Raw genomic sequence first — 19,859 nt, 5'->3', positions numbered from 1 at the left:
GTACCGGCCGACGACGGCGCGAGTCCCGCGCCACTGGACCGTGCGGTGTTGGAGCGGACACAGTCTCGATTCGCTGGCCGTCGGATGTTCGAAGCAGTGGACCTCGTCGAGGAGGGGAAGCTGTATCTCCGTGTCGAACTCGCCGGTGATTACTACCCGGGTGATGTGTCTGCTCGGTTCGAGATTCGATGGTATCGCAACGACGACTTCACCGTTCACTATCAAGAAGAGCGCCAAGAGAGCGTGTGGAAGTGTCGCTGGGACCGCCACCCCAGCAGTCACAACGAACGAGACCACTTCCATCCGCCGCCGGACGCAAGTCGCGCCGACGCAGAAGACGCACAGTGGCCTCAAGACCATCGTGACGTCTGCCGCCTTGCCCTCAATTACGTCGAAGAACGGATCAAAACTCTGTGGGAACGGCATTGACATCCTCCCACCCCTAAAGGGATGGGATTCCCCGAAGGGGATATTCAGGTTGCGCGTGTCCTCGGCGGTGAGGTACGCTTTCGCGTCCCGCGTCAGCGGTCACCGTCCGGTTACGACCCCGGACGTGCTTTCTAGCGCGTACAGCCGGGTCAAAGCGGCCTTCCTCCCCGGTCACGCCGGGCGTCTGCGAAGCAGACGGTGGAGTGTTCAGTCCACGAGGCCGCACGGGTCGCCTCAGCTGAACTGTTAGGCCGTGCATGGTTCTCCCTCCCGTTGACGGATGTTCTCGGCGGCGTTCAAATCGGCGTGACGACCACGGTCGCACTCGGGACACGAAAAGTAGTCACTGTCGCGTGTTCCGTCAGCACCACAGACCGAACAGCGTTGACTCGTTTCGAACGGATCGACTTCTTCGACGCGAACCCCGGCTCGTTCGGCTTTGTAGGTGATGAACTCCTGTAACTGGTGAAAGTGCCACGAGTGAACACCACGCCAGTCACTCCCCTCTCTAATGCCTTCCAAGTCCTCGATTTTCAACACAGGGTTCTCGAACTGGGCGGCCCAGTCGATGAGGCGACGGGAGGCTTTGTGATTGAGGTCACGAATCCGGCGCTTCTCTTTGTTACCCACGCGGTTGCGTGCGCGAAGCGCACCCGCTTCTTGGAGCGACTCGCGTAGGGAACGATATTTGTGCCGGACGTATTTCGCCTCACGACCGGACACCAGCATCGACTCGCCTGTGTCGGCGTCAGCCGCAAGCAAGTGGTTGTGACCAATGTCCACGCCGATAGCCGTTTCGTCGCCTGTTTCGGCATCGTACTCGACGGTGAACGTACAGTACCAGTCGTTGCCGCGACGGTACACCTGTAACCGGGACTTGTCGGCTTCACTGTCCACGAGCCGGGCCACGTCGTCGGCTATGTCGTCGTACACGTCGATGGGCGTGTACCACCATCCCGAGATGCACGGGAATCCGACGACTACCGACCCGTTTTCGGTGCGGTCAATCTCCCAGTTCTGGTTGTTGACCGCGAACGGTTGGCTGGCGTGGTACTCCACGATGCCGTCCTTCTTGTAGTCAGACTTGGCTTCGCGGATGGCCTGATTTTGGATAGCCGAGTAGAGTGGGTTGTCGATGCTGGCCGTGGTCACACTCATCCCGAAGTCACCGTTTTTCCACCCGTCGATACAGAATTGCTTGGTATCGCGGTACAAGTGAGTGGCGCGTTGCCACTCTCTCCGGCGTTCTCGGGACGGGTTGTGGAACGTCGTGGTGACGGCCGTCGTGACCACGATTACAACTGTAATAGATGCCCAAAGAGTATTAAAACGTGGGAATATCAGGTGGGGCCGATGCCCGCTGCTTTGAATCCAAGTTGTCGGCTTCATTCCTCCCGTTTACGGGTGGGCTTTCGCCTCGCTACCGCTGTAACGAGCTCCGGGGCGTCGTACCCATCGGCGTAGGTCGCCAACCGGGCGAGGGTTCGGGCTTGGAGGGTTTTCGCGTGGGTTTCGCCGAGGGTATCGTCGGCGCGGTACTGGGCGTCGACGGTCGGCGCAACGATGAGGGCGGGCGTGTGGGGTGACGTGTCCTCGTCGCGACTTGGTGGCCCTCGACCGGCCGCCCCGGAATCGGCGGTGGACGTCCGGATCGACTTGTTCACTGCCGTTGGAAGATCACAGACGGTGCCGTAGTGCTGGTAGGCGGTGAATCCGCGGGCGACGTGAATCCGGTTGAGCAACCGTTGACTGGGCGCGATCTGGGCGAGTGTCGTCGTCGTCGCGTGACCATTTGCGTCGACCCAGAAGGCGGGCCCGTCGTGCAGGAGGAGATGGTCGAGCACGAGCGACTGCAGGATCGGGACGCCGCGGCCTCCCTCGACGTCGAGCAGCGTGATGCCGTCGTCGAGCTGTGGCAGCAGCATCTCGTCCGTAGCTGGATCAGCTTGGTCAGCAAGGGACCGATTACGGTCAGCACCCCGCGTCGGCTGGTCCACCGCCAATCGATTCGATGGTTAGTGTTCTCCCATACCCGATTAGTTGTCTACGTTCCCGATAAGCCGCGGCGTGGCGCTTCCGCGTTTCAGGGAAGCCTTGAGCCACGGAATGACCCATGCGCACTGCCTGGGTTTCTGCGAATGTTGGACTGCTTCCGAGAACGTTTCCAGAACCGCGTTCAATCCCTATAGACGGTTTAACCAACAAACTGATTTTCCGCGGAGTCTGTTGGTTAATATATTACAGTCTGTTCCGCTGCTCGGCCAGGAACGAAACAAGGTTGTCAACCGCGTCTGCTGGCAGTTCCTCTTGTTGGAAGACACCCTTGAATGAGTCTTCGAACCCATCCTCTTCGAGTCGATTCAGGACCATCTCGACTTGTTTATCGAGCTTCTCCGGGTCGCCACGGTGGACGTGTCGCTCAATGCGGTCGAAATCCGCACGCAAGCTAGTCACGACGAGGTCACGGGTATCGGCCTTTCGCCCGCTGTGGAGTTTCATTGCGAACAGAAGGGCTGGTTCCGGGATTCGCCCGTTGAGGTCTTCGGCCACGTCGAGTGATTCAATAGTGCTGTGTTCGTGCAGATAGCGGTATGACCACTCTGCGTCCGTCTGTCGACACCCCATCGAATCCACGAGTGCCTCGAACTTGACGGCGTTCGCTCCGACCTCCTTTGTGTACTGAATCATTCGTCCGTCGTACTCGTTCGAGACGTCCTGTTCGAACTGTTTCTTGTATCCGCGGTCACGAAGGAGGGTATCGTAGTCGTCGAGTGCAGTATCCGGGACTACGGTGTCGATATCGGTCGTGAACCGTGTTTGGAACGCGGACACTGCCCAACCGCCAACGAGAACATACGGCAGTTCGGCATCTTGGACCGCGCGATGCGTGTCAATCAGCTCGGATTGTCGCTCGGGCAGACTCATCCCATCATCTCTGTTCGTTCGCACTCATCGTACTGTGGTGTGCCGCATCGATGTCTCTATCGTACTCGTTGGCGATGATCTCTAAGGCGGGCTCGTACGCCGGGCGATTCTCCATCATCTGGCTGACGGCATCGTCCGACGGGATGACGGGGTTGCCGTCGACCCATTCGGCGTCGATATCGCCGGTCTTCGGGAATAACACGTAGTGAACGTTCCCGTCAACATCGTTGGCGTCCGGGCGCTCGTCGATCGTCGTTTCGATGCCAAACTGCTGGAAAAACGCAATCCACCGTTCGACGTCACGGTCATGCACTTCGATGAACACCGGATAGTCGTCGTGGCTCCGCGCGATCTGGTAGCCGCCGTGTGTCCAGACGTATGCCGCGTCGATTTCGGTGTACGCGAACTCCATTCTGGCGAAGTGTGGAATAATGTACGCGTCCTCCTGAGAGATGGTGTCGCGGCTGTACAACGCAGCCATCATCTCGGCGTACTGCTGGCGCATCTCGTGGTCGACGATCTGGATTCCATTATCGGTATTAGCGATAACTTCTGTGTCATCTAATCGCTCAACCCAGTCGTACACCCACGAGTACGAGACATCGACCTTGCTTGCGATGCGGTTGATAGAATCGCCACGCTGGGCTGCTAAAACAATTTTCGCCGCGGTGGCATCCATTAACTCGATCATTGTTGTGTAGCCTCTTCCCTGTCTGTCGGGCTCGTTTGCAGTTATCTCTATAGCGATACTAATAGATAGGTCTTCCGCCCAGGCGGCTAGGTGTAGAGATACTTACTGGATTTCAAGACGAAGGCCCACGGCTTCAGCCGTGAGATGAAGCTGACATGACTACTCGATCTGGGCTTCGTACTCGTCCCAAAGCGTATCGATGTCTGTGCCGGTCTCCTCAGAGATATGGCGCAGCAACTGCGCTCTGTTCTCGAACCGACGTAGCTGGCCCTTTGCGCTCACAGAAATAAAGTATGGAGATGCCTTTTCGGCTCAACAAAATGGGACCTATCAGTTCCTTAGCCACCTACTCAACGAGCGTAGGAGATGGCTGGTCGATGGCCGTGTATTCCTGATTTCGGCTGGCTCCGTCTGCTTCTAGGAGATTGTCTTAATTCATCTTTGACAAATACGCCCGAACAGTCCGATTCGTCCGTGAGTCATCGATCTTCTGGGAATAGAGCTGGTCGTCGGTGATGACGTCCTCGTCGTGGTACTTGTCCATCCGGACGTGCTCGCTGGATCGCAGTCGACTCACGAGACGATCGTCGACGCGACCGAACAGCTCCTCTTCCTTGTTCGCGATGCAGATAATCGCGAACTGTGGGAGGCTGTGAAGGTCGTAGATGACGCTGGGGTCTTCGAGTTGGTCGACCTCATCGAGGATAACGACTGTTCGCGGGCCGTCGTGCTGTTGGAGTCGGTCGACGAGTTCGTCGTGCGGCGTCGACTGGCGGTGGATGTCGATGGTGGCGCCGAGGTCGTCGAGAATCTGGTAGAGCGGCCGGAATCGGGTGTAGTTACGCTAGCAGTTGACGTAGGTGGCCTCGATGTCGAGCACTTTTTCACGCAGGCGTTCAGTGACGAATTGCGACATATAGGCCTTCCCCGCTCCGCTAGGTCCGGTAACAATAGCCGTGTCGGCGGATTCCCCGTTCGTGATTGGTTCGAGGACGCTGGAGAGGTGGTTGACTTCGGCGTCGCGATGCTCGACTTCCCGAGAGACGAGTCTGGCCCGAGGAACGCGAGCATCGCGAATCATCGGGTGTGTTTAGACGCCCGGAACCGGGTTGCTTAGCGACTCACGGACTAGTGTTGCCTTCCTAGTAGCTGTCGCTAAATGTCCAACTTACTAGGAAGTGAAGCGGGTAGGTTCGGTTGTGCCAACGAAGCTAGCCCGCTTCACTAGTCGCGTTGTTTCGCTCGCTCAAAAAGCCGTCGTCGGAACCCCGAAACCCGCGTTACGACGCGGTGAAGACGGCTACGCGGACTGGGTGATCGTCTCGATTCACGGCCTCAAAACGTATCTTGATCTTCCGTACCGGCGGCTGCTGGACGTGCTGTACGAGATGCCGCAAATCAGTCGAATTCTCGGCCTAGAACCGACTGAACTGCCCGATTATTCCACCGTCTGTTCGCGGATGCAGGAGCTGAAAATGTCGATCTGGCGGCGACTTTTGCAGCTGTCGGCGGAGCTCCACGATACCGGCGAGATTCAGGCGATCGACGCAACCGGATTCGATCGGCGCGGAGCGAGTCGTCGTTACGCTAAACGGACGAATTACACGTTCAGCGCGGTCAAAACGACGGTTCTCGTTGACTGCGATACGAGTACAATTCTAGATATACACTGTTCGATGAAACGACCACACGATACGCAGATCGGCGAACAGGTGCTCACACGAAATCTTGACCGAATCGAAACGATCACCGCCGACAAAGGCTACGACTGGGACGAATTACGCGGAAATCTAAGGGAAGCGGGCGTGAGACCAGTGATCAAACATCGTGAATTTTCGTCGCTGGACGCCGCTCACAACGCCAGACTCGACGACGAAACCTACCACCGCAGATCCGTCGTCGAGTCAGTTATTCGCACGCTGAAACGCCGCTTCGGCGATACGCTGCGAGCGCGAACCTGGTTCGGGCAATTCCGTGAACTCGCGCTCAAAGCTGCTGTCAAAAATATCGAAGCCGCGCTCAGCCGCTAAACCGCACGATTGTGAGCGTCTAAACACGCCCTTTCGATCAATCTCACGGCGCTCGAAACGGAGCTTAGCGGGCTATCAGCGTACCAAGACGCACTAGATGGGGCCGGTGATGAAGTGGTACATCTGACGACGGGTGCGAACCCATCGTACCGCGGGGAGTGGGCTGGGATCTCGGTGCAGGGCGTGATGCCGGGCGCAAACGAGCAACAGGGCACGCCCACGGCGGGCGTCGCACATCTCGAACTCCGGCAGAACGGCGTTGTGCTGGTGAAGACGCGAACGCTCAGTGATTTCGGGCTTGAAACCGTCACTGGCGTCGGGCACCGACGCGCGGAGCTGCTCAACAACGCGGAGATTCGATCGCGGGCAGATTTGGCACAGGCAGAAGTCTACGAAATCGCTCAGCTTGACGGCATCGGGAAGAAAACCGCGAGGACGATCGTCGAGTCAGCCGAGGTCGTTGAGCAGCGCGAAGCCCGAGTCGCGCCGGACGAGTCGCTTCCGTCACGCGAGCCGATATTCATTGACATCGAGACTGACGGCCTGAATCCAACGATGGTCTGGCTCATTGGCGTGGTAACCCGGGCGTCCGGGGACCGGTTCATTCCGTTCATCGAGACTGACCCGGAGAAACCGGCAGCGGCGCTCCGCGCGTTCATGGACTGGCTTGCCGAATTCGGCCGGAACAGACCAATCGTCGCGTATAACGGCTGGCAGTTCGACTTCCCGGTCATCGAAGAGCACGTCGCCGAGCACTGTCCCGAACACAACGAAACGTGGGCGAACACCGCTAAATTCGACCTCTACCACTGGGCAGTGACGAAGAACAACGCGTTACTGCCGGGCATTACGAACAAGCTCGCGGACGTTGCATCAGCGCTCGGCTGGGAGGACAGCGAGACGGGACTGACTGGGCGGGCTGTCGGGCGTCGGTTCCAACGGTACGCCGAGAACCCTGGTCCGGAGACGGAGTTAGAGTGGGAGCGCCACAAGCGATACTGCGAGGACGACGTGCGAGCGCTCGTCCACGTCTACGACCGCATCGCGGACACGGAGACGCTGATGGCACAAACCGGCGAGAGCACACAGTCAGCGGGCACGGAGAGCACACAGGGAACCCTTGCGGACTTCTCACGATGAGCAACGAATCAACTCGATCGTCGAACACGGTGCTGGACGCTGAATCGCTTGCGGAGTCGTTCCCGGAGTACGAGCAGCAGTTACAGGAGACTGCGGTCCAGGCGGCCAGCGACGCCGACACGGTTCCCCCAGGTGAGGTGCTGCCGGACGTGCTAGCCGAGCAGCTGGAGTACGACCTGTACACACACCAGGCGGAAGCACTACGGACGCTCAAGGACGGCTCGAATGTGAGCGTCGCCACGTCCACGTCTTCGGGGAAAACGTGGGTGTACGCCCTATATTTCGCGCTCCGAAAGCTGGAAAATCCCGACGCCCGCGGGCTGTTCCTTTACCCGACGAAGGCGTTGAGTGCCGGGCAACAAGAGGCACTGAATGGGCTGTTCGATCAGCTCGGCGTGGACGCCCGAGCCGAGACGTACGACGGCGACACTGACCAAGACAGGAAACAGATCATCCGCGAGCGGGTCGACGTGCCGATCTCGAATTTCGCGGGCATCAATCAGTACTTGGACGCCCACCAGAAGTGGCGCGCCGTCTTTGCGAACTGCGAGCTCGTCGTGATCGACGAGGCACACACGTACTCCGGCGTTCACGGAATGCACGTGTCATGGGTGATTCGGCGGCTTCGACGGCTGCTCGACCACTACGGTGCCGACCCACAGCTCGTCTGTACAACCGCGACGATCGGAAACCCAGCCGAGCATGCGCGCCTGCTCACTGGGGCGGCGTTTGATGTGATCGCCGACGACGGCAGTCCGCATGGGCGACGCGAGATCGCGTTCTGGCAGCCGCCCCTCCAGGACGACGGCGACGTCGTTGACACCGTCGGTGACTCCCCGTTGCCCGCAATGCGGAAGAGCACGGCCAGCGAAGCCGCGAGTGTCCTCGCTCACTTGACGAACCACGACATGCAGACGCTGATGTTCACGGACTCCCGGCAGGGAACGGAGATCAGTGTGAAGCGTGCGATCGAAAACGCATCCGCGCATCCGGCGTCGAGAACCGACACCGAGTACGCGCCGTATCACGCGGGGCTGAGCCAGGGCAAGCGCGAAGCCACCGAGAACGCCCTGCGGGCCGGCGAGGTCGACGGGGTCGTGTCGACAAGCGCGCTCGAACTGGGTATCGACATCGGGACGATGGACGCGACGGTCATCTCGGGGTATCCCGGGACGCGACAGTCGTTCTGGCAGCGTATCGGGCGCGCAGGCCGCGGCACGTCGAACTCACTCGCCGTGTACGTCCCCGAAACTGATGGCGTTGACCAGTACATCCTGGACAACCCGGCGTATCTGCTGGGTGATAACATCGAGGACGCGGTTGTAACCCTCTCAAACAATCCCGTGTTCGCGCAACACGTCCTGTGTGCCGCGTCCGAGCGACCGCTCACTCGTGCGGACGCTGACTGGTTCGGACCGGAGGACCGGCTTGAACGCGCGGTCGAGATGTGGGCGGATGCCGGCCAGATGGGCGGGAGTCTCGACCGTGGCGCGCAGTACAGCGGGACCGCGCGACCCCAAAGCGAGATCTCGATTTACACGACCTCGGGCGAGCAGTACGAGGTTCGCCAAACCGACGGCGAGATCGATATGGAGCCACTGGACAAAGAACGAGTGTACCGCCAGTACCACCCGGGGGCTATCGTCGTGTATGACGGCCAGCAGTACGAGGTCCAAGCGGTCGTTGAGGATACGTACCGGCCGTACGTGGAAGTCGAGTCGACGAACACGCGGAACTACACGCAAGCCATCCACACGAAGACGATCGATAACCTGTCGGTCGACCGGACTCGATCCCTCGGGAACGGCTATCAGCTAGCTGCTGGGGTGGGGCGCGTTGTCACCGATTACAGCGCGTACAACGTCGTCGATATGTTTGAGGGGACGGTCGAGGAGCCGATGGTGCCGATCGACCTGCCGCCGATATCGATTCGAACGCAACTCATGTGGATCTCGTTCCCGGACCGTATTATCGACCGCGTGAGAGCGGCCGTCCCGACCAACGACTACCTCACCCCGGATGCAGACAGCGACTTCGTGGCGCTCGGGGAGTGCGAATACACGCTGGCTGGTGGGCTTCACGGTGGCGAGCACGGGATGATCAAGATGTCCCCACTAGAGCTACGCCTCGATAACGACGATCTGGGCGGCCTCTCCCAACTAGCCCATCCGGAGGTCGAATCCCCCGTCTGGTTCATTCACGATGCCGTTGAGGGCGGTGTCGGGTTCGCGCACAGCATCTACGACAACTTCGAAGCTGTCGCGGAACGTACCCGCGAACGCATCGCCCAGTGTGACTGCGGACGGACAGACGGTTGCCCCGCTTGCCTGATGAGCAGTCAATGCGGGAACCAAAACGAACCACTCCATCGCACCGCTGCCACTGAGCTGCTGGACGCTGCCTTGGCACAGTTGCGTGACGAAGACTAACCGACGGGGTCCACGCGAGCCCGCTGTGTCACTGAACTAGAGTCACTGCCATCCAGACATTTATGCACGCCCTCTCCCACAACTGGGTAGATGCAGCTCTCACGCTCTGATCCAGAGTACCAGCACATCGCGAGCTTCGACATTGAGACGACGCATTACGACCCGACCGAGGGTGAAATCGTCTCGATCGGGATCGCTGTCCACGACCGGGCGACGGCTGTTGAGCGCGCTGAAACCCACATCCTGCATCGTACTGTCGATCGCGATGAACCCGCTCTCGTGCAGGCGGCGTACGACATCCTCGACGAGTCTAGTGCGGAGTTCCTTGTGACGTTCAACGGTCGTGACTTCGACTTCGGCTTCTGCGATGACCGGCTTGCTCATCATGGCGTCCAGACGTCTCGACCGACACTCGATACGCCGACCACCCACCTCGACCTGCTTCACGACGACCGAAAGGCAAAGGCTGATCAGCGCAACGAGAAGTGGCCCAGTCTGGAGGAGGCACTACGCGCGTACGGTTACGAAACGGAGCCAACGCTCTGGGACGGTGCCGAACTCACCAACACGCGCTTCGGTGCGGAGCTCGGCCCCGCATACCTGAATGCTCTCGGCCGCGACCCGGAGCGCGCAGCGGACCTCCGGGCGGTGATCGACGAGTATCTCCGGGATGACATCGACAAGAACCTCCTGCTCTACTACTACGACATCGGGCACCTGACCCCTGCCGTGTAGCCTCCACTGCATTCCTCGCAGTCCGCTGTCGGCGCTTCACTGACTCTGTGCAGCTGATCCCTCTCGGGTCGACACTCCGATCCATGGGCAGGTGACTGTGGGTACGCCCGCACTGTGCACTCCGTCGATCCCATCAACGAGACACGGCCTCCGAACCCAAGTGCACTGTCAGTGTAGACCGTAAATATAACTCCTGCTGACTTATGCGCATTTAGACGAGCATGGATGGTGCTTCGACTGAGGCGATCTCTCCTGAGGACGCGTTTGCATTGTTGGGTCATGACATCAGGATCAGTATCGTCCAAGCCCTGTGGGAACTCGACAACGAGCCAGCGTCGTTCTCCGAGCTCCGAGACACAGCGGCAATCACTGACAGCGGCCAATTTAATTATCACCTCGGGGAACTCAGGGGCGTCTTCGTGCGAGAAACGGAAGACGGGTATACGTTGAATTATGCCGGTCGCAGTGTCGTCGGTGCCATTCTAGATGGCACATATACGAAACAGAGACGCGTCCCCGAATACGGTGCGGGGTTCAGGTGTGCGGTGTGTGATACGGAGCTCACGGCGTCGTATTCCGATTCCGCGTTCCGGATCACGTGCACAGAGTGTGACTACTTGATCTCTCGGGTTGATTTGCCCCCAGGGGCGGTTGATGATCGTGATGAGAGCGCGCTGGTCTCGACGGCGTCGTACTGGATTCAAGCCAAGTTTTTCCTGATCACGAACGGTGTCTGTCCGAACTGCGCGGGGCCCATGGAGCATTCTTGGCGGACAGATGTGGCGTACGAAAACCACGAGTTCGTGCTCCAGGCCGACTGCGTGGACTGCATGAACACTGCAACCGCGACCGGCATGTGGGCTTATGCGAATCACCCCGCTGTTGTGTCCTTTTTCTACGAGCACGACATCAACCTCCATGAAAACTGGTGGCACAGTCAGTTGCTCATTGGAGGCGGAGCAGCGAGAATCCGTTCTCGGGACCCGTGGCGTGGGGCTGTGAGCTACGCTGTCGACGGGGAGGTCCTTGCGTTGGTTGTCGACGAATCCGGGCAAGTGGTGGCCGAGGAGCGTCGTTGAGTGCATCCACCCACACTAAATTAACTCAGGTAACAGAAACGAGTGTCTGCTAACGTATTTCCCCCGATGAAACCTCACCCCTCTCGTGCATGCCATTCCAACTCCCACTCACTAAGACCCGTTTTTCCGATCTCCTGGCCAATACAACGTTTGCCCGACTACTCGCCGGCCGAATAATAACCGACGCAGGGGACAGCCTGTATTATATCGGGTCCATGTGGCTCGTGTACGACCTCACGGGCTCCACGTTCTACACGGGACTCGCCGCTGCCCTCCTGCAAGTCCCCAACGTCCTGAGCTTCCTCGTTGGGCCACTCATCGATCGCTGGGATCTCCGCCCGATCCTCCTCGGCACACAACTGACCAATGCACTCGGTGTCCTCATCGTCCCACTCGTCGCTACACTCGGCCACCTCACGGTCTGGTGGGTTCTCATCCTCATGCCAATTCTCGATCTCATCAATGGCTTCGTGTACCCCGCCCAGAACGCAGCCCTTCCGAAAATAGTCGGAAGCGAGCAACTCACTCGCGCGAACTCCATGTTCACGACGTCGATCCGGACCGTCGGTATGATAGCAAACGCAGTCGCCGGGGTTCTAATATCCGCCCTCGGAGCAATCGCACTCTTCGCCATTGACGCCACCACCTTCGTACTCGCAGGCGTCCTCTTCCTCGGCGTCACCACCACGAACTCCACGAACACCACAGACGACCAGTCCAGCGCCAGTGACGACGCTACCACTGACGACAGCTACCTCACTGACCTCCGTGGCGGCATCGCTTACGTCAGAGGGTCGGCACTCTCCGTTATTCTCCTCGGCATGATGCTCGGGAACTTCGTCTCAGTGGCTGTCAACGTCGTCCTCCCTGCGTTCGCAAACTCGATCGGGGCCCATCTGTCTACGGATTTCTGATGGCCGCGATGGGTGCCGGCAATCTAGCCGGTGCTGCTGTCGCTTCGTACATCGAACGATACACAGTCGGCCAAATCGCTGTCGGCTCGAATCTCACTGCGGGTGTGTTCTGGATTGCCGCCGTGATGATACCCGGCTCGATCCCGACCATGGCGTTACTGTTCGGGGCCGTGCTTCCCGTTGGCGCGTTCAATGTGATATACGGCTCGATGTATCAGTCTGCGGTGGACGACTCACTTCTCGGCCGGGTTTCATCGCTCACTAGAACGCTTTCCTCAGTCATGATGCCACTGGGAGGGCTTGTCGGTGGTGCTGCCGCTAATGTAATCTCCAGCCAGGGGGTGCTCTACATTGTCGGCGGCACCCACATTGTGCTCGCGGTGTTCTATCTCAGTCACCCACGTATTCGGTCACTTCCAACGGTGGTTGACGCGGATGAAGCCGCGCTTGGGCTCTAACCGGGAGGGTGATTGCGACGAGTGCTACGAGGTTGACCCGGGGAGAACGCACAATTCGGGAGCACGTACCAACCCATTTTAACCCGGCGTTGAATCACAACCCACTCGCAGGACGACTTCATCGCAACCGATATGCAGGAGCTATGATTACTATGTCCTCGATAAAAGGTATCTCCGTTCTCGAATTTCAGACGGGCAGAGTACCGTCTGTCACTTCGGATTTCGACGTATCGCCCTAGAGCAGGAGCCGAGGCAGCTGATCGATCTACATCCCACAGTTGTGGCTTGGAACAGGCTTTGTCGAGCATCCACCGAGCTGGATGGGTCTTGAAATCTGAGTGGGCTGACGGCAGGGGCTACGTCCAGAGGCGGTCGTCGAATGCCCTGCGCATCGTCGTGTTCGCGACCGCTGTCCCAACATCCTGCTTGAACGCGGCAGGGTTGACACCCCCACGCTTGATCGTGTTCAAGGAATCGACAATCCAGCCATCACCACGTTCGAACGAGATCGAACCAACGGCAGCCCGTCCCTCCAATTCGGTTCGGAAGATCGGTGGGCCGCGATCCGAGACTCGTTCGTGGGTGAGAACTGACTTTGCAACAGTGGCGTTTCCGGACTCAACGTACGTGAAGTACGCCGTCAGATTTGCGGACGGTGTCAGTGTAAGCCGTCCGGCATCAATACGACTGTCCGCGAGTTCGACAGCAAAGAGGCTACCGGAAACGTCCTGAATTCGGTCCGTCTGTTCGATGGTTGCACCGCGATCTTGAAACGACTGCCCCAGTTGCTGGGAAACGGCTTCGCGAACAGTAGGACTGCTACCACTAACGACGATCGTAACGGTTTCGTTAGCGAGATCCGGAACGCCAGCATTCGCAGCGGAGGCAGTCGTTGACGCGGGTGCCGTCAAAGTTATGTATTCGCCGGAGACGGCGGGACTGTACGCGACAGCGACCGGCATTACACAGATGCCGGTGAGCAGGACGACTGTCATCAGGAGGGTCTTTCGTTTCATTGGATTGATTTCAGTGATGGCGTGATCGGCTGCCGAACCGTTGGCTGACCGACTGGAGATGACGAGTGTGACGAACGTAGTGGCTGCCGCGAAAACGGTGGTGCGCGGGCTCACTACGTGGTTTCCGACGGATTGTTCGACCGTCTTGAGTAGGTCGATGGCGAGGGCGAGAACGCCAAGCACTCCAACAGCGCCGAGGAACTGCTTGAGCTTCGCGATCAAACTCAATTTTCGGTCGTCGGTGCCGATGAACACCACAGCCGGGTGCTCCGAGGGCGCATACACACACATCTCCTTTCCACGCGAGGAGTACTCCGTCTCCGTAACGCGGGCAAGACCGACGTCTTCGAGCTTTTCGAGGTGGTACATCGCGTTTTGCACCGTCGTATCCGTCGTTTCGGCGAGCTCAGCCGGCGTTCGTGGGGTTCGATGCAACTCCGAGAGCATTGTTCGCGTCGTCTTCGAGGAGAGTGCGTCGAACACTGCGTCTGCTTCATCATCGTCGACATCGAGAATCCGGAGTGCCCCGTCTTGGGACGAGTCAGACTCCGAGCGTGAAGAGGGGAGCAATGACATTCTCGCCATCTCCGTCAAGAAGCGGGGTATGGTTAGATGTATGCATTGGTTCAACAGCCATTGAACGCTGGACGGCAGAGGGACAACGCAGCCAGCCACTCCGACATTCCGACAGTATCACTGCCCGTACCGATGCACATTCCTGGCGATCAGTTTGGTGTGGGGCGGGCTGTCCATACATCGGGACTGCCAGCGCGCTCTTCGAAGAAGAACCCCATCTCACATGAGTCGGGCGACGGAGACGGGGCGACGTCCACGCAGACTTCTGACTGGAGTCGCCGGCCACACTTCTGTAGGCACTTTCACCAACCGGGGCCAACGAGAGGGACGAGACGGTGTTCGGGTCCGCGTCGTCAGCGAAGAGTCACCGTCGAAAACAACGAACGCGCGGATCGAATGCGATAACAGACGCACTGGCCGTGGCACTTGCTGCAGCGATCATCGTCAGTGCTTGCGTGTCATAGAGTTATATCTCACATTCTTAGTGGAGGAAAAACCTGACTACGGCTGTCGGTGCCTGTCTGAGTGTCGTGAGCGTGTGGATAGCCGACCGGCAGACCTCTGTCGTGTTCTCGTTCTGTCCTCCGTTGGCCTGCAAGAGTGGCTTCTGAACGCTGTCCCGTACTCGGCTCCAACCACAATCGTGGGACTGCGGTGGCGCTCAAATTCAGACCAACAAACACGTTCTGGCAGGTGTCGATACCCTCTGCAGTGAAGCCTTTGCTTGGCTGTGACTGCCCCCTCGATGAATCTTCAGCGTCGGATTATGGCTGAAATCGGTATCCCAACCAGACTGGCTCTGGTGCCAACTATACTCACACACACGCGTTGGTGGCAGTCCAGAACCTCACGTACTACTCTTAGCAACCGTTTTTTGATTGTACTCGGACATGTCGACTGATGCGAACTACTCGAAGGTCGTTCATCGGCGCATCCACGACAGCCCTCCTCAGTGGCTTCGCCGGCTGCACGTCAGGCGGCGATGACGGAGCGAATAGCTCGGCCGATGCTGGCATGTACACTGTCGGCCATGACGACTTTCAGACGGAGATCAGTGCGTCTGCGTTCCCAAACATGCTCTACTTCTACTGCGTGCAGTCAGGGTGGATGAACTGGCCGACAATCATGGACAACGTCGAGTCGAAGTACGGTGTCGCCGTTCACGACGACGACCGCTCGTCGGGCGAGGCACTGCAGCACATGCGATCCCACTCCGGGGACATGACTCACTCCGGATACAACGGCGGGTACACTTACGGGATCATTGCGAAAAACGACGGCTTCACGCAGCCCTACAAACCGAACGGATGGGAGATGGTGCCGGACTCACTCAAGACAGCCGACGGCCACGTGACCGCCACACGGCGTGTCACGACTGCGGTCACCTATCGGAAAGACATCTACGAGGAACGCGGCCTCACTGCGCCGACAACCTGGGCGGACCTCCTCCAGCCCGAGATCATGCAGGATCTCGCGCTCCAGACACCCCAATCCGCAGTCGGTCTTGCGGCAGCACTTTCGATCAACAACGCCCGCGGCGGTTCAATGGACGACTGCCAGCCAGTTATCGACTACTACAAGACGATACAGAACGGCGGGGCGGAGTTCACCGACAACTTCCTTGCACAGTTCTCCAGTGGGGAGTACTCAACCTTCATCCGGTACGACTACTCCGGACTTAATCTCAAGTACAACAACACCGGAATAGACGAGGAGGACGTCGGTGTCACGGTCCTCGAAGGTGAAAACGGGAACCAGGGGGCGATAAACATGCCCTACGGCTACGCGCTGCTGGAAGACGCCCCGAACCCTGAAGCCGGGAAACTGTTCATGGACTACGTCCTCTCACTGGAAGGGCAGCAACACTTCCTCGACGCCTACGTCCGGCCGATTCGCTCGTCGGAGCTGGAGTTGCCCGACGAGTTCATCGACAGCGAGGAGTACGACAGAACAGAGTTCCAGGTGGACTACAACCGGCTCGTCGAGCAGCAAGACGAGATCATCCAGGAGATCACTCGTGGCGCGACCATCTGATGGCGGCATCCAACGATCACTCCACCACGGCCGGCTCACGTTTGCGGAGATGTGTCGACATGGCGGTCGACCCAACTACTGAACGCGACCGGGAACGCCGCCGGATTGTGATACTGTGTGCGCCTTTCGCCACGCTGCTCGTGGTTGCTGGTGTTTATCCGCTGGCCGAGGTCGTCCGTATCAGCGTCTCCGTCGACCAGTATCAGTCCGTCGGGTTTTCGCTGCAGGCGTACGAGACACTTGCCTCGGACCCGTACTATCGCGGCATCGCGGTCAATTCGCTGTGGCTGTCTGGGGCGACGACGCTCGCATCGGTTGGACTGGCGATCCCCATCGCGCATGCACTCGAAAAGTACGACTTACCCGGTGAGAGCCTGCTCGTCACGCTGGTCTCGTTCCCGATCAGCCTTCCAGGCATTGTCGCGGCGTTCATGATTCTCGTCACGTTGGGGAACAACGGGCTAGTGACGAACATCGTTGCGATGGTTACTGGTCGGGATGCGATCGATCTCGCTATCGCTGTGAGCACACCGGGACTGTTCGTTGCGTTCTGTTACTCGATGATTCCCCGGGCAACACTCATCCTACGGGGCACGTACGCTGAGATCGATCATGCGGCCGAGGAAGCGGCCCAATCCCTGGGCGCGACCCCGTGGCAGACGTTCCGGCACGTCACCTTCCCCCAGATTCGGCCCGGGATCACTGGGGCATTGATACTCACGTTCCGGACCGGACTCGCGATTTTCGGGACGCTGATCATCATTCAGGCGGTCGTTGTCTGGACACTCCAGATCGCCCGGGAACTCGGCTCGGGGTACACCATTCAAGTTGCCGGCGCGATGGCAACGATATACTTCGCGTTCACGTTTGCGTTCACAGCGCTGGGGCTCCGCTACACCGACGCGGAGGTGGGGCTGTGAGCCTTGCCCCGTCTCGGCGGTTCGGTCGCGGAGCCGTGACGGCAACGCTGCTGTTGGTTGTTGCCTCGCTCGTGCTGCCAGTGCTGCTCACGTTCGTCGGCTCGTTCGCGAGCGAGTGGAGCGATGTCCTCCCGTCGGGGTTCGTAACGCTGCAGAACTGGCGGGAAGTGCTTGGGCTGGCGGAGACAGTTGGCTCTCAGCGCAGTATGGGCTGGGACACACTCGTCTCGGTCAGTGGGTACAGACTCGCCGTGCCGTCTGAGTTGATCTTCAGCGTGGGGCTTGCGCTCTGTGGCGTGCTGATCAATCTGGTTGTCGGCGTTCCAATCGCCTATGCCGTTGCACGCTATGGGTTCCGCGGGGACGAATGGGTGAACGCTATCTCGGTCCTCCCGCTGGTCCCCGGAGTTATCCTCGGGGTGGCGTTCCTCCGAGCTTACCCTGATCTTTCGGGCACGAGCGTTGGGCTCATCGTCGGTTATTCGCTGCTGAAGGCACCGTTCATGGTGATGGCTGTTCGAAGCGAGTTCGAGTCGATGCCGCTTCGACGCCTGGAGGAATCGGCACGCTCGCTCGGCGCGTCTTGGCCTCGAACGTTCTTTACCGTGATCGTTCCGAACGCCCGTTCGGGGATCGTCTCCGGCGCGATCATCTGTTGGACGCTCGCGGCCGCAGAGTTCAATTTCTCGTATGTCGTCTGGGCGAAAGGCACCCAACCGCTCGCGCTGTTCTTGCAGCGCCACATTTCGAACAGCTCGTTCACCAAGGCTGCCGCCGCGGTGTCGATGTTCTTCTGTATCATCGTCGCCATCACACTCCTGCTCCAGCAGGTTGGCTCGCGCGGCTTCGACATTGGAGGCTGATCAATGGCACGTGTCACACTCGATTCGATCCGGAAGCAGTACGGCGAAACGACCGCCGTCGACGGTGTCTCGCTCACCGTTGGGGACGGCGAGATCGTCGGCCTGCTTGGCCCTTCGGGCTGTGGGAAGACGACGACGCTGCGAACTGTGGCAGGCTTCGAGACACCAAACACCGGCACAGTCTCGTTCGACGACCGAGACGTGACACACGTTCCACCGGAGAACCGAAACGTCGGGCTAGTGTTCCAGGAGTACGCCCTCTTTGACAACATGACGGTCATCGAGAACGTAACCTTCGGACTGAAAATGCGTGCCGTTCAGAGAGCCGACCGCAGGGAACGTGCTCACGCACTCCTCGACATGCTCGGCATCGATGATCTGGCCGACCGTGACCCAATGACACTCTCGGGTGGCCAACAACAGCGCGTTGGCCTCGCCCGCGCACTCGCCATCGAGCCACGCGTCTTGCTCCTCGACGAGCCGATGACGGGGCTGGACGCGAAACTGAAGGCTCGACTCCGTGCGGAAGTCAGTCAGCTTCTCTCGGAGCTGGATGTCACCGGTCTCTACGTTACCCACGACCAAGAGGAGGCGATGCTGATGTGTGATCGCATTGCCGTGATGAACGACGGACGCCTCGAGCAGGTTGGGTCCCCACAGGAAGTGTATGAGTCGCCCGCAACGGAGTTCGTCTCGGAGTTCGTCGCCCTCGATGCGCCCGAACTCCCATTCGTTCAGTGGTAGCTTCAACCTAGCCATCAACTGTGGTTGGGCCACCGGCCTTGCGAGGGTCGACAGAATGCTATGTACGAACACTTTAGAGCTTGTATTATCGTCTCGGTTAGTCTACGTCACAAGCGACACAGGCTTATACAGGGAGTTATGACTATGGATTAATGTCTCTGAATATTGGGTCCTCACTCACTGGCGGAGTTCGTCGCGTCGCGAACCGTAATGGGTTAAAATTAGGTCTTAGTTACGCTGTCTTCGCATTCGTTTGGCAGCTCCTCTATTACAGCGCTGTCGCTGATTGGGCCGGGACATCAGTCGAGGGAGTCCCTACTATCGACGCCGCACCAGTACTCGTCATGATCGGCGCAGTGATCTCACTACTAGCGCTCCAGTACGTGGCGATTGTTGCAGTCCGAACGTTCGTTGGTGGTCGCACCAAGACGATTCCACGAGAATATTATACACGGAACATCGTCTACGTCGTCATCAATTCGCTTCTCGGCGGCCTCGTCTTTGTCCTACTCGTCGCCGCCGGTACGGTACTCCTCATTGTGCCGGGAGTTATCGCCTACACTGCGCTCGTCTTTACGTTTATTTACATTGCTGACAAAGACGAAAGCTTCATTTCAGCTTTCCGAGACAGCTGGACGCTTACTCGTGGCCATTGGCTCGATGTATTCGGCCTGCTGTTTGCTCTCTCTGTCGCCAGTGTGATCTGCTCAATCATCCTCTCGTTCGGTGTTCTTCTGATGGGTTTCGTGGTCGGTCCCGACCTAGTTTTGTATCTATCTTTTGGACTCAATGTCGCCCTGTTCTCACTGCTCGCTATCGGAGTTGTTGCCGAGGCGTACACCCAACTCCGTGGTACATAATCAGCTAGTGACAACG

17 protein-coding genes and 2 pseudogenes are annotated in these 19,859 nt (G+C 58.9%); 13 read left to right on the top strand and 6 right to left on the bottom strand.

The window, feature by feature from the left end; genetic code table 11:
* Positions 1 to 84 precede the first annotated feature (84 nt).
* Positions 85 to 429 (top strand): hypothetical protein, encoded by a 345-nt coding sequence (locus JRZ79_RS25240; RefSeq protein WP_205252863.1) that lies wholly within the window; start codon positions 85 to 87, stop codon positions 427 to 429.
* A 246-nt stretch (positions 430 to 675) separates the two neighbouring features.
* On the opposite strand, the gene JRZ79_RS25235 is transcribed toward JRZ79_RS25240, so the two are convergent.
* From JRZ79_RS25235 to JRZ79_RS25215, 5 genes and pseudogenes are all read right to left on the bottom strand, one after another.
* Positions 676 to 1,722, bottom strand: coding sequence for an RNA-guided endonuclease TnpB family protein (locus tag JRZ79_RS25235; RefSeq protein ID WP_205252862.1), 1,047 nt, complete (start codon positions 1,720 to 1,722; stop codon positions 676 to 678).
* 134 nt (positions 1,723 to 1,856) lie between these two features.
* Positions 1,857 to 2,432, bottom strand: a pseudogene (locus tag JRZ79_RS25230) (hypothetical protein); the annotation flags it as partial.
* 235 nt (positions 2,433 to 2,667) lie between these two features.
* Entirely contained in the window at positions 2,668 to 3,354 is a 687-nt protein-coding gene (locus tag JRZ79_RS25225; RefSeq protein WP_205252861.1) for a hypothetical protein, read from the bottom strand.
* 4 nt (positions 3,355 to 3,358) lie between these two features.
* Positions 3,359 to 4,033: a helix-turn-helix domain-containing protein gene (locus JRZ79_RS25220; RefSeq protein ID WP_205252860.1), complete on the bottom strand. Its 675-nt coding sequence runs from the start codon at positions 4,031 to 4,033 to the stop codon at positions 3,359 to 3,361.
* 358 nt (positions 4,034 to 4,391) lie between these two features.
* Positions 4,392 to 5,126 (bottom strand): annotated as a pseudogene (locus JRZ79_RS25215) (AAA family ATPase).
* 118 nt (positions 5,127 to 5,244) lie between these two features.
* Here JRZ79_RS25215 and JRZ79_RS25210 point away from each other — a divergent pair.
* The 7 genes from JRZ79_RS25210 to JRZ79_RS26165 all read left to right on the top strand — a co-directional run bounded on the left by JRZ79_RS25210 (position 5,245) and on the right by JRZ79_RS26165 (position 12,830).
* A complete protein-coding gene (locus JRZ79_RS25210; protein WP_136361703.1) occupies positions 5,245 to 6,075 on the top strand; it encodes an IS5 family transposase in 831 nt (276 codons plus the stop codon).
* Between the two features lie 114 nt (positions 6,076 to 6,189).
* Positions 6,190 to 7,215 (top strand): ribonuclease H-like domain-containing protein, encoded by a 1,026-nt coding sequence (locus JRZ79_RS25205; RefSeq protein WP_231546377.1) that lies wholly within the window; start codon positions 6,190 to 6,192, stop codon positions 7,213 to 7,215.
* On the top strand, positions 7,212 to 9,644 hold the full coding sequence (locus JRZ79_RS25200; protein ID WP_012289669.1) for a DEAD/DEAH box helicase: 2,433 nt from the start codon (positions 7,212 to 7,214) through the stop codon (positions 9,642 to 9,644). Before JRZ79_RS25205 ends, JRZ79_RS25200 begins: the two co-directional genes overlap by 4 nt.
* A gap of 90 nt (positions 9,645 to 9,734) precedes the next feature.
* Positions 9,735 to 10,379, top strand: coding sequence for a ribonuclease H-like domain-containing protein (locus JRZ79_RS25195; RefSeq protein ID WP_012289668.1), 645 nt, complete (start codon positions 9,735 to 9,737; stop codon positions 10,377 to 10,379).
* A 221-nt stretch (positions 10,380 to 10,600) separates the two neighbouring features.
* A complete protein-coding gene (locus JRZ79_RS25190; protein WP_012289667.1) occupies positions 10,601 to 11,458 on the top strand; it encodes a helix-turn-helix domain-containing protein in 858 nt (285 codons plus the stop codon).
* An 89-nt stretch (positions 11,459 to 11,547) separates the two neighbouring features.
* Complete coding sequence (locus JRZ79_RS26170; protein WP_012289666.1) at positions 11,548 to 12,372, top strand: MFS transporter; 825 nt, start codon at positions 11,548 to 11,550, stop codon at positions 12,370 to 12,372.
* Positions 12,372 to 12,830, top strand: coding sequence for a hypothetical protein (locus JRZ79_RS26165; RefSeq protein WP_049892731.1), 459 nt, complete (start codon positions 12,372 to 12,374; stop codon positions 12,828 to 12,830). Before JRZ79_RS26170 ends, JRZ79_RS26165 begins: the two co-directional genes overlap by 1 nt.
* Before the next feature lie 356 nt (positions 12,831 to 13,186).
* On the opposite strand, the gene JRZ79_RS25180 is transcribed toward JRZ79_RS26165, so the two are convergent.
* Entirely contained in the window at positions 13,187 to 14,293 is a 1,107-nt protein-coding gene (locus JRZ79_RS25180) for a helix-turn-helix domain-containing protein (protein ID WP_231546376.1), read from the bottom strand.
* A 1,029-nt stretch (positions 14,294 to 15,322) separates the two neighbouring features.
* Between JRZ79_RS25180 and JRZ79_RS25175 the strand changes: the two genes are divergently transcribed.
* The 5 genes from JRZ79_RS25175 to JRZ79_RS25155 all read left to right on the top strand — a co-directional run bounded on the left by JRZ79_RS25175 (position 15,323) and on the right by JRZ79_RS25155 (position 19,843).
* Positions 15,323 to 16,456 (top strand): extracellular solute-binding protein, encoded by a 1,134-nt coding sequence (locus JRZ79_RS25175; RefSeq protein ID WP_012289662.1) that lies wholly within the window; start codon positions 15,323 to 15,325, stop codon positions 16,454 to 16,456.
* 59 nt (positions 16,457 to 16,515) lie between these two features.
* The gene (locus JRZ79_RS25170; RefSeq protein WP_049892729.1) at positions 16,516 to 17,376 is read left to right on the top strand and encodes an ABC transporter permease subunit; all 861 of its coding nucleotides are present in this window, start codon (positions 16,516 to 16,518) and stop codon (positions 17,374 to 17,376) included.
* A 35-nt stretch (positions 17,377 to 17,411) separates the two neighbouring features.
* The gene (locus tag JRZ79_RS25165; protein ID WP_012289660.1) at positions 17,412 to 18,239 is read left to right on the top strand and encodes an ABC transporter permease subunit; all 828 of its coding nucleotides are present in this window, start codon (positions 17,412 to 17,414) and stop codon (positions 18,237 to 18,239) included.
* A gap of 3 nt (positions 18,240 to 18,242) precedes the next feature.
* Positions 18,243 to 18,983 (top strand): ABC transporter ATP-binding protein, encoded by a 741-nt coding sequence (locus JRZ79_RS25160; RefSeq protein ID WP_012289659.1) that lies wholly within the window; start codon positions 18,243 to 18,245, stop codon positions 18,981 to 18,983.
* Positions 18,984 to 19,135: 152 nt separating this feature from the next.
* The gene (locus JRZ79_RS25155; RefSeq protein ID WP_012289658.1) at positions 19,136 to 19,843 is read left to right on the top strand and encodes a hypothetical protein; all 708 of its coding nucleotides are present in this window, start codon (positions 19,136 to 19,138) and stop codon (positions 19,841 to 19,843) included.
* The last annotated feature ends 16 nt before the right edge of the window (positions 19,844 to 19,859 follow it).

Source organism: Halobacterium sp. BOL4-2 (assembly GCF_016917835.2).
In the GTDB taxonomy this organism is placed as follows: Archaea; Halobacteriota; Halobacteria; order Halobacteriales; family Halobacteriaceae; genus Halobacterium; species Halobacterium salinarum.
The sequence above is the reverse complement of the archived record's forward strand: the minus strand, read 5'-3'. Positions and strand labels throughout refer to the sequence as shown.

Coding starts and splice junctions, on each gene's coding strand:
- JRZ79_RS25240 (WP_205252863.1), top strand. CDS start 85: ATGTTCGAAGCAGTGGACCTCGTCGAGGAGGGGAAGCTGTATCTCCGT.
- JRZ79_RS25225 (WP_205252861.1), bottom strand. CDS start 3,354: ATGAGTCTGCCCGAGCGACAATCCGAGCTGATTGACACGCATCGCGCG.
- JRZ79_RS25220 (WP_205252860.1), bottom strand. CDS start 4,033: ATGGATGCCACCGCGGCGAAAATTGTTTTAGCAGCCCAGCGTGGCGAT.
- JRZ79_RS25200 (WP_012289669.1), top strand. CDS start 7,212: ATGAGCAACGAATCAACTCGATCGTCGAACACGGTGCTGGACGCTGAA.
- JRZ79_RS25195 (WP_012289668.1), top strand. CDS start 9,735: ATGCAGCTCTCACGCTCTGATCCAGAGTACCAGCACATCGCGAGCTTC.
- JRZ79_RS25190 (WP_012289667.1), top strand. CDS start 10,601: ATGGATGGTGCTTCGACTGAGGCGATCTCTCCTGAGGACGCGTTTGCA.
- JRZ79_RS26170 (WP_012289666.1), top strand. CDS start 11,548: ATGCCATTCCAACTCCCACTCACTAAGACCCGTTTTTCCGATCTCCTG.
- JRZ79_RS26165 (WP_049892731.1), top strand. CDS start 12,372: ATGGCCGCGATGGGTGCCGGCAATCTAGCCGGTGCTGCTGTCGCTTCG.
- JRZ79_RS25180 (WP_231546376.1), bottom strand. CDS start 14,293: ATGCTCTCGGAGTTGCATCGAACCCCACGAACGCCGGCTGAGCTCGCC.
- JRZ79_RS25175 (WP_012289662.1), top strand. CDS start 15,323: ATGCGAACTACTCGAAGGTCGTTCATCGGCGCATCCACGACAGCCCTC.
- JRZ79_RS25170 (WP_049892729.1), top strand. CDS start 16,516: ATGGCGGTCGACCCAACTACTGAACGCGACCGGGAACGCCGCCGGATT.
- JRZ79_RS25160 (WP_012289659.1), top strand. CDS start 18,243: ATGGCACGTGTCACACTCGATTCGATCCGGAAGCAGTACGGCGAAACG.
- JRZ79_RS25155 (WP_012289658.1), top strand. CDS start 19,136: ATGTCTCTGAATATTGGGTCCTCACTCACTGGCGGAGTTCGTCGCGTC.